The 8,409-nt window shown below is 53.4% G+C and carries 6 protein-coding genes and 1 pseudogene; 3 read left to right on the top strand and 4 right to left on the bottom strand.

What is annotated here, in order from left to right:
* Both GEU01_RS17840 and istA read right to left on the bottom strand, forming a co-directional pair.
* Nucleotides 1-467, bottom strand: a 467-nt coding sequence (locus tag GEU01_RS17840; protein ID WP_019087170.1) for an ATP-binding protein, incomplete at its 3' end; no start/stop codon positions are given.
* Nucleotides 467-1,717, bottom strand: a complete 1,251-nt coding sequence (gene istA, locus GEU01_RS17835) for an IS21 family transposase (protein ID WP_042710939.1) — start codon at nt 1,715-1,717, stop codon at nt 467-469. The genes istA and GEU01_RS17840, both read right to left, overlap by 1 nt.
* Nucleotides 1,718-2,226: 509 nt before the next feature.
* Between istA and GEU01_RS25905 the strand changes: the two genes are divergently transcribed.
* Entirely contained in the window at nt 2,227-3,327 is a 1,101-nt protein-coding gene (locus GEU01_RS25905) for a hypothetical protein (RefSeq protein ID WP_157212886.1), read from the top strand.
* Between the two features lie 410 nt (nt 3,328-3,737).
* Here the strand turns inward: GEU01_RS25905 and GEU01_RS24820 are convergent, their stop codons facing one another.
* The gene (locus GEU01_RS24820; protein ID WP_081500014.1) at nt 3,738-4,517 is read right to left on the bottom strand and encodes a DUF4238 domain-containing protein; all 780 of its coding nucleotides are present in this window, start codon (nt 4,515-4,517) and stop codon (nt 3,738-3,740) included.
* Nucleotides 4,518-4,886: 369 nt separating this feature from the next.
* Between GEU01_RS24820 and GEU01_RS17820 the strand changes: the two genes are divergently transcribed.
* Nucleotides 4,887-5,609: a hypothetical protein gene (locus tag GEU01_RS17820; RefSeq protein ID WP_019087166.1), complete on the top strand. Its 723-nt coding sequence runs from the start codon at nt 4,887-4,889 to the stop codon at nt 5,607-5,609.
* A gap of 97 nt (nt 5,610-5,706) precedes the next feature.
* On the opposite strand, the pseudogene GEU01_RS23215 reads toward GEU01_RS17820, so the two are convergent.
* A pseudogene (locus GEU01_RS23215) lies at nt 5,707-6,960 on the bottom strand (chromosome partitioning protein ParB); the annotation flags it as partial.
* 76 nt (nt 6,961-7,036) lie between these two features.
* Between GEU01_RS23215 and GEU01_RS17810 the strand changes: the two are divergent.
* Nucleotides 7,037-8,068, top strand: a complete 1,032-nt coding sequence (locus GEU01_RS17810; RefSeq protein WP_026018748.1) for an IS110 family RNA-guided transposase — start codon at nt 7,037-7,039, stop codon at nt 8,066-8,068.
* Nucleotides 8,069-8,409 lie beyond the last annotated feature (341 nt).

The following is an 8,409-nucleotide window of genomic DNA, read 5'->3' as shown; positions in this document are numbered from 1 at the left end:
ATTTTCTCGGCCAGACGCCCCTCGCGTTCGGCTCTGGTGAGCGCCTCGAGCAGTTCTGCCAGAGAGCAGCGATAGACGCTGCGTCCGGCCCTGACGGCGGCCACGCCGATGGCTGTGGCCAGATGGGATTTTCCGGTGCCTGGCGGGCCCAGAAAATGCAACACCTCGGCCCGATTGATGAACTCGAGCTGGGCCAGCGCGGTGATGCGATGCCTGTCGAGTGAAGGCTGGAATGAGAAGTCGAAGCTCTCGATAGTTTTGATCGGCATGAGGCGGGCGGTGCGCAGTGCTACGCTGATGCGCCGTCCCTCGCGCAGGTTCAGTTCTTCGGCCAGCAGGTCGTCGATGGCCTCGATGGCGCTGATCTCGCCCTTTTCCAGCCTGCCCAGCGTGTGATCAAGCGTTTCGAGGGCGCGTGCCATATGGAGAGCCAGCAGGCTTTGTCGGATGCGTTCGGTGACAGACATCATGCGGTCCCTTTGGCATTGATGCTGGCCAGGCGTTCACCCACCGCGCCGTAGAAAGCCAGAGGACGCGGGAGGATCGGCACCGCGGGTGTCGTCGGCAACATCTCGGCGCGTTGAGCCAGTGGGGCCTTGCGGTGGCCTGGCTCGATCCGCTTACGGTTTTTGCCTTCCAGCACGGGATGTCGGGCGATGAGTTTCCCTTCCTCGAAGATCAGGACTTCATGTGTATGGTGCTGGATCTCGACCACGCGACGGCGGGCAGTGTCAGGCACACTGTAATAATTGCCGGCCACCGCCACCATCCCCTCGCGGCTGATCCGCCGCTCGACGCTCAGAACAGCATCGTAGCGCAGGGCAGGCAATGGATGTAGATGGGGCTGCTCCTGTGCAAAATGCTCCTGCACGATCCGCCCGGTAGTGGCATGTTCCCGCGCGTTGGCGATGTCCGCGCGCCAGACGTCGAACTGGGCGTTGAGGTCATCGAGATCATGGAAACTGCGGCCAAGGAAGAAGTCCTGACGGATGTAGCGGAAGGGTCGCTCGACCTTGCCCTTGGTCTTGGCGCGATAGGGCTGGCAGGCTCTGGGGGCGCTGCCATAATGGGCCAGAAGCGCCACCAGCGAGGCATTGTAGGTCACCACGCCCGCATCATCCTCACCGATGACAGCTGTCTTCATGCGGTCGTAGAGAATTTCCGTGCAGCAGCCCGCCATCGCCTCGAAGGCGGCGATGTGGCAACGCATCACTGTTTCCAGCCCCTGGTTCGGGCAGAAACGTCCCCACAGCCAGCGACTGTGCCCCAGCACCATGCTGAACAACAAGACCTTGCGCACGATGCCTGGCTCGCCGGTGAAGACTGTCTGGAATTCCGCAAAATCGACCTGCGCCTGAACGCCGGCTCCGGTCTCGAAGCGCCGCTCATAAGGCCTGGGCAGCGGGGGGCGGATTTGCCGGAGATATTCCGTCAGCGATGAATAGGCACCGTCATATCCCATGTCGCGAATTTCGCGATGCAGCCTGCGCGATGAAAGTCCGGGATAACTTGCCATCCGCTCCAACAGATAGGTTCGATAAGGTTCTGCTGCGCTGGCCACGGGTTTACGCGGTGCATAGGCTGGAGCTTCCAGCCCATTGGCCAGATACTTCTTCACTGTCTTGCGATCGAGCCCTGTCTGGCGCGCGATGGCGCTGATGCTGAGCCCCTGTCTTTTGAGTTCCTGGATCAAAACGACCTCCCTGAGTCCTATCACCTGCTCGCCCTTCCTTCGGCATCAGCAGGGATAAATGTGCCGCGTGATCGTCATGGGGGCATGCCCCCATGACGATCACGCACAGTCCTCAAACTGGGGAATTTTCAACCAGCACATTTGGGGAGATTACAACCAGCACTCACAGGCCCCTCATTCCGGAACACGGCGTCCCCGTCACCTACCGGAAATCACGACTGCAATGCGGGGTGAACGGAATGTCGGCTGTTCGGCATGAAAATAAAACAAGCCGCCATTCATGCTCTCAACGTTCATCACAGCTAAACCCCCTTTGCACATTAGCTTGAGGCGTTCCTATTCCGAAAAGTGGACGTTCGGTGGTGCAATGCCTGAAGCATTGCACGTTGCTCTTGCTTTCACGCTCACCGGATCTTGCCTTTGAAGCCTTTTCAACCGCACTGGATGACAAATTTTATCCAGCGTCTATAGTTTTACAATTAGAGAAATCTCGGTCAAAGCTATCTTAGCTCACCATCTCAAGGACGAATGACTTGAAACAGCTTGTCGATTTTTTATCAGAAGATGATGTCAGGAATATCAATGAGTATTTTGATACAGCAAAAAGGCGTCATCCAGCTTGGTCAGCACTCAATGTCGACAATCAAAAGTTCACTTACGATCGCGCTCCAAAGGATTACCTGACCAAAGAAGCCATTCACTTGATTTGTTCAAAAATTGAAGGGGAGACTTGGTTAAAGGAAGTACTAAAGCGCGTCACGCAAGTTGCAAATTTTGAAGAAGCGGTATCTGCGCTGGCGGAAATTCGCTGCTACGGCGCAATGCTCTCGGCAGGTTTTTGGGTTGGCCCGCTTCCCACCGGGTCAACACCGACCCCAGATTTTGAATTCAAGCTTGATGGCGTGACTGGCGTCATTGAAGTGGCAGCCAAACTCGAACACGATGATCAGGTCAAAATGGCCAAGCAAATTGCAGTTGGTGATACACCTAAAGGTGTCGAACGACTGACCAAACATACGAAGCGCTTGCGCATCGATATTGTTGTTTCCGAGGGTCATCCTTTTGGGGCACCAAACGTTGATAAAGCAGGTGATACTACACAAACGAATGCAATTAGCCGAATTTGTTCAATTAAGGCGAAGGAGACCCAGCTTGAACCGGGAAAACCAAGCCTTCTATGGATTGACTTTCGTGACATGGGGAGATGGCCGGCGGTACTAAGTCCGGAGCAGGCGTTTCCATTGATCAGTGGCCGTGATGGGATACTGTGCTCAGGTGCAATCTGGTACGCTTTCTTTGGCTCAGTTGGTTTGCCTGTCTTCGATTCTGATTGGGGAGGTAGACAGATTATAACGCCTATGGCTCACTTTGGTCGCTTCCATCCCCAAGCCCCCAAAATTAGCGGTTACTCGGCAGCGATTTTTTGCCTCGATAAAGCAACTATTTTATTCGAAAATCCTGCTGCTGCTGCACCACTGACCGATTCATTACGCGCGGCGCTAACTCGTCTGCCTCGGTTTGAACTTGCTCATTCAATTGTAAATTGGCAAAGCGGACACATTGATCAAGCAATTACAGTAGCAAGAACAATGATCGACGTATTACACAATAATCGGACGACCGAAGAGTGGTAGGAAAATGTCCCAATTGACCGCCCATGGGCGGTCAATTGGGACACTCTCTTCAAATGCGATTTTCGTAACGTGGTTGCCTTTGCTTGCGGGCAACTCCGAAAACTGCCTTTCAGGTCGCCCATCTTGAAGGCGGACATCACCTGGTGCAAATATCAGGTGCGTGTTCGTATTTCCGTCTTCTTGGCCTCAAAACCGAATTTTTGCTCCCGGCCCAAAAATGGCAACAGGAGTTTGACTGGGTCATGCCCGCTATGCAGAAAGCGATCTGGATAACTGTATGACCGATATGAGGAGCACCGCCGCCTGTCTGCACCGCTCATGATTCCCGACAGACAACGTAGCGAGGATTTTGGGATAATCTACGGTAGGTTGAGGATTTGAAGAAATAAAAACCCATGCCCTCTGTACATTTAATTAAAACTGAACTTTTCATCATTTTCTACATATCTCTCAATCGTCCTTTGGGAATCGGCGTAAAACTGAGCATGGCTCAAATACACAATTCTTTTATTCAAATAATCCACTTGGTCGGAATCTAAAACTTTACCATAAAGTCCTTCGTGTTTTCCGGGTTCTGGAAATAATAATGCTAAACGGGGTCCTAATGGGTAATACCATGATAGATGCGCAGGAGAATGACCATCATCTCTGGCATCCAAATTTATGATAGGCTGATCGGATGTCAAAAATGTTATGTCAGTTTTGTTTTCTATAAGGAAAATTGGACGTTTCGGTTTTTCCAGAAATAACGATAAACTCAACTCTGATGCCAACAGAACGCTAATAATTGCCCACGAGCTAGAAACATCCACGCCATTATTCTCATTAATTCGTTCAATTGATTTTTTCCTGACTCCAAACGTTCTCAAACTCTGATTACATAGCCAACTATAAAAAACTATTCTATCGTATGTATTTTCATAAAATGATAAATCTTTTTCTATCATTTTGTTAAATATAACATTGAACTCATTTTCTAATTTTTCATGACTGTCCTCTATTGAGTTTTTTAGGTATAAATCGACAATCTCGTTTGTTTCGCCACATTGTTTAAGTAACGATGCAATTTTGTAGCACTCTATTATTTTTTTATTATTTTCAACTACAATTTTATTTTTATTTCTTTCATTAAGAAACAATATTTCTATAAGATCTAACTCTTTCTTTTTTGGAACCTTCAGTTCATACATGTAGCTTTTGACAGAAATATTTATAGCATTTGGCCTGCAGATTTTTTTTGTCTATATATGCATATAATTTTTTATCATTTGCCCACGGCAAGAAATAGCGCCTCCATACATGATGTTGTCTTTTTACTTGCGGCTTCATAACTGCCTATCCTAACATGCACAGATGTTTAATTCGCTTAGAAGCGTACCAAACCCGATTTAGCCAATTACATCCCATGATGTGTCCGCTTTTGGAATAGCAACGTCTCTAATTATACGACCGGGGCGAGGCGACAACCGACATTACAATGAAGGACGCGGGACGGAGATCGTCTCTGCGTCGCAAAGCCAGACTGGCAACTCGCACCTACCTGGTTCATTGTTTATATAATGAATCCGTTTCGTTCGCCCGACACCGACCTCCCCCTGTCGCATGCCCTCATCCTGAAGGCCGCGCTGCTGACGATCGGCTATATTGAGGAAAACGGCCCGATCGGCCTCACGCCCAACAAGGCGCTCAAGCGCTATTTTGTCGCGTGGGCCGCCGAGGCCTTTGACTGGCCCGGCTATACGGTCGAAGACCTCTATGCCGTCAACAAAGTCCTGAATGAACATGATTTCCCGCCGTTGGTGATCCTGCATGAGGTTCTGCTTAGCGCGAAGCTCGCACGACATTTCAAGGGCACCCTGCGGCTGACCGAACTGGCGAGAAAGCTCCAGTCGGAGCCAACCCGGCTCTGGATGCTGTTGACAACCCATCTCCTTTTTGTCGTCGACCATAGCCCTTACACCCGAAGCGATGAACCACTGTTCGGCAATTGGGATATCTTTCTCAACGTCATCAATATCGAAGCCCAGGCTGCCGTCACCGAAGAGCGACTATGTTCGGTTCTCTACGGGGGTGAAGAGGAGGAGATCCGTCACCGGGATTTCAAGCTGACCGCCAGTCTGTACGTCCATGTCCTGCGTCCACTGTGCTGGGCAGGACTGCTCAACGAGCACCGAACCGGCACCGGCCTCAACAGGCGGGATTTCTATACCAAAACGCCCTTATGGACAGCGGCCCTCAGGCTTGAAACGGATCGACACCTGCAGCCGGTGACCCGTCACTGACCACCGTCGACAGCCATTCCGGCGTGATGTCGTCGTTCCCATATAAAAGGCGCCTTCCGGAGACCGAAAGGCGCCAATACCAGTCAGCGGGCTGACATCACTCGGCCGCCACCGCGTCCGGGCTATCGGGCATATGAGCTACCCCTTCACTTCGCTCCGCCACGTTCCTCGTCCGCAATGCCTCGGGCAGCCATCCGGAGCCCTCCAGCAGCCGCTCAGCCGCTTGCGCCATGTCACCCTTCTTCATATGGGCGATGCGGTCGGCGGCCTCGTTACCCCGCGCCTCACGCACGGCTTCGAGGATACGCGCCTTGGTCACGCTGCCGAGATAGTTCTCCACCGTTGGCTGCCAGCCCGCCTCGGCCAGGTCGAGCCGGAGCGCGGTGGCAAGCCGGTCGGCGCAGGCCAGCCGCTCCCTGACGCTACGTGCCAGAGACGGACCATGGGACGATTCATGCAGCGCGTTGACCCCGAAGGACAGGCAATGCGCCAGCAGGGCCATGCGACTGGTATCATCCAACCTGTCGAGCCACTGCCAGAGTGCGTCTTCATCTTCCGGCAGATCGTGCTTCCAGCCCTCGTTGCGCTGGCGCAGCGCGTGGGCGGGAATGCTGCCCGGCATATCAGGGGAATGCACCTGCAGCGGGATTTCCCGAACATAAGCTTCGAGGCAGTCGGCCCCCGGCGTCTGCCAGTAAATGTCGCGCACCTGCGTGTGCAGGAATTCGGTCAGCGCGATATGCGGATTGCCGGCAAACGCATCCCGCAGCGCCAACGTGCGCCAGGCTGTCAGTTCGGTCAGCAGACGGTCGGACAACGGCTTCAGCCCGTCTTCCTCCTCTGGCTCGATGTCGGGTGCTCCTTCCCTCCCATCCCCTTCGGCATCGTCGCCATCGCCGCAATGGTCAATGGCGTCGTCATATCCGTTGGATTCGTCCGGATCGACTTCAGGTTCGACCGGCATATCTTCCGGCCGGACGAAGCCCCGCTCGACCAGCAGCGTGCCGTCGGTATCCAGGCTGACGAAGACACCGGCCCGGACCACGTCCGCCGGATCGAAAGATACCGGGCGTTCTTCCAACGCCTCAATGGCCTGCTCAATCTCGCCCAAACGGCTATCGATTTCCTCCGGGAACTCATCGGCCTGCGCGTATTCCGCCTCGATGGTTTCCTGCTCGCTGTGCAAAGCGGTCAGACGCACGATTTCTTCCTCCGAAAGCGCAACAGGCGTGCCCTCGATCTCCACGAAGTCCCGTGTATGCCCCCAGGGGAAGGACAGCGCCGTTTCGACCCATTTCCAGCCTTCATTACGGATGGCCTCACCGACTGCCCCCAGCTTTTCCATGACCAGATGGGGTGGACGGCCTCCCTGCGGCATCAATGTGCCATGATGGAGGTTCACTGACCATCAGGAGGAGACCGCCCGTATGAAAGCTAGCATAATTGGCCTTGATATTGCCAAATCCGTTTTTCAGGCTCATGGGGCTGACGCAAATGGAAAGTGCGTTTTCAAGCGCAAGCTTGGTCGCAGTGAAGTTTCAGCATTTTTTGCAAAACTTGACCCATGTGAAGTTGTTCTGGAAGCCTGCGGGTCAGCTCATTACTGGGCACGGGTGATCAGCAGGATTGGTCATGATGTCAGACTGGTTCCTCCTGATCGGGTCAAATCATTTGTCAAAAAAGGCAAGAAAAACGACGCTGTTGATGCGGCTGCGATCTGCATGGCGGCGTCTCATCCTGATACGATGTGTGTTCCGATCAAGAGCGAAGAGCAGCAAGGTATCTTGTCACTGCATTCTACCCGCGCTCTTCTGGTCAAACAGCAGACCATGCTGAGTAATGCGTTACGGGCTCTTGCTTCCGAGTTCGGGCTGATAGCCCCTCTGGGCACACGCCATCTGCCAGAACTGATGGCAAAAATAGAGACATCAGCCGACCTGCCTGCTGCCATGAAGCAGAGTGCCATGTTGTTATTTGATCATTATGAAAAGGTCGCTCAGAGCATTGATACTTTGGAAGTGCAGATCCGGGCGCGTGCAAAAAGCGATGAGGATGCGCGTCGATTGATGACCATCCCTGGGGTCGGTCCCATAACGGCTTCTCTGATTGTCGCCTCGGTCGCGGATATTGGCTCCTTCGCCTCTGCGCGCCATTTTGCCGCCTGGCTTGGGCTTGTGCCTCGTCAGCATTCTACCGGCGGTAAAACCCGTCTGGGCAGGATTACCAAAACGGGCAACCGGCAGATAAGAACGTTGCTGGTTCTTGGTGCGACGGCCATGCTTCATCGTGCCCATAAGTGGGATAGCGCTGCGGGTCAGTGGCTATGCGAACTCATGGCGCGTCGTCCAAGGCGTCTGGCAACAGTTGCACTTGCCAATAAAATGGCTCGTATCATCTGGGCGTTGTTGTCACGTAAAGAGATCTATCGTCCGGCTGGTGTCAGTGTTTCAGCAGGCTGACCTGCACCAGCAGAACGATGGACACCGGAGCTTGCTCCGGTAGATCCGGCAGTATGTACGAACCGACGTGATGGGAAGACTGTCATTCAGCAACAGTTCAGGCCATACCGTTCGACCGTCTGTGCCCCTGAGCACGCGATACGAGATTGGTGCCTGACACGTGAGCGCACACCCATGATGGCCAGCGCATAAAGTCGCATAAACAGGCCGGACATAAGAGCGCATCTGACCGGGTCTTCGCGTTAAATCGGTATTCATCATCCAGCCGGTAGAATAATACGTTTTGGAAATGACATCGGGAGAACAATATGAGGTATTGCGCTTAAACGGCCGTCCACATA

Origin of the sequence: Komagataeibacter europaeus LMG 18890 (genome assembly GCF_000285295.1) — a bacterium.
In the GTDB taxonomy this organism is placed as follows: domain Bacteria; phylum Pseudomonadota; class Alphaproteobacteria; order Acetobacterales; family Acetobacteraceae; genus Komagataeibacter; species Komagataeibacter europaeus.
Note: the sequence above shows the minus strand (reverse complement) of the source record. Positions and strands in the feature narration are given on the sequence as shown.

Bases quoted from the DNA above. Each gene is read 5' to 3' on its own strand.
- GEU01_RS24820 (WP_081500014.1), bottom strand. From the start codon at position 4,517: ATGTATGAACTGAAGGTTCCAAAAAAGAAAGAGTTAGATCTTATAGAA.
- GEU01_RS17810 (WP_026018748.1), top strand. From the start codon at position 7,037: ATGAAAGCTAGCATAATTGGCCTTGATATTGCCAAATCCGTTTTTCAG.
- GEU01_RS17820 (WP_019087166.1), top strand. From the start codon at position 4,887: ATGAATCCGTTTCGTTCGCCCGACACCGACCTCCCCCTGTCGCATGCC.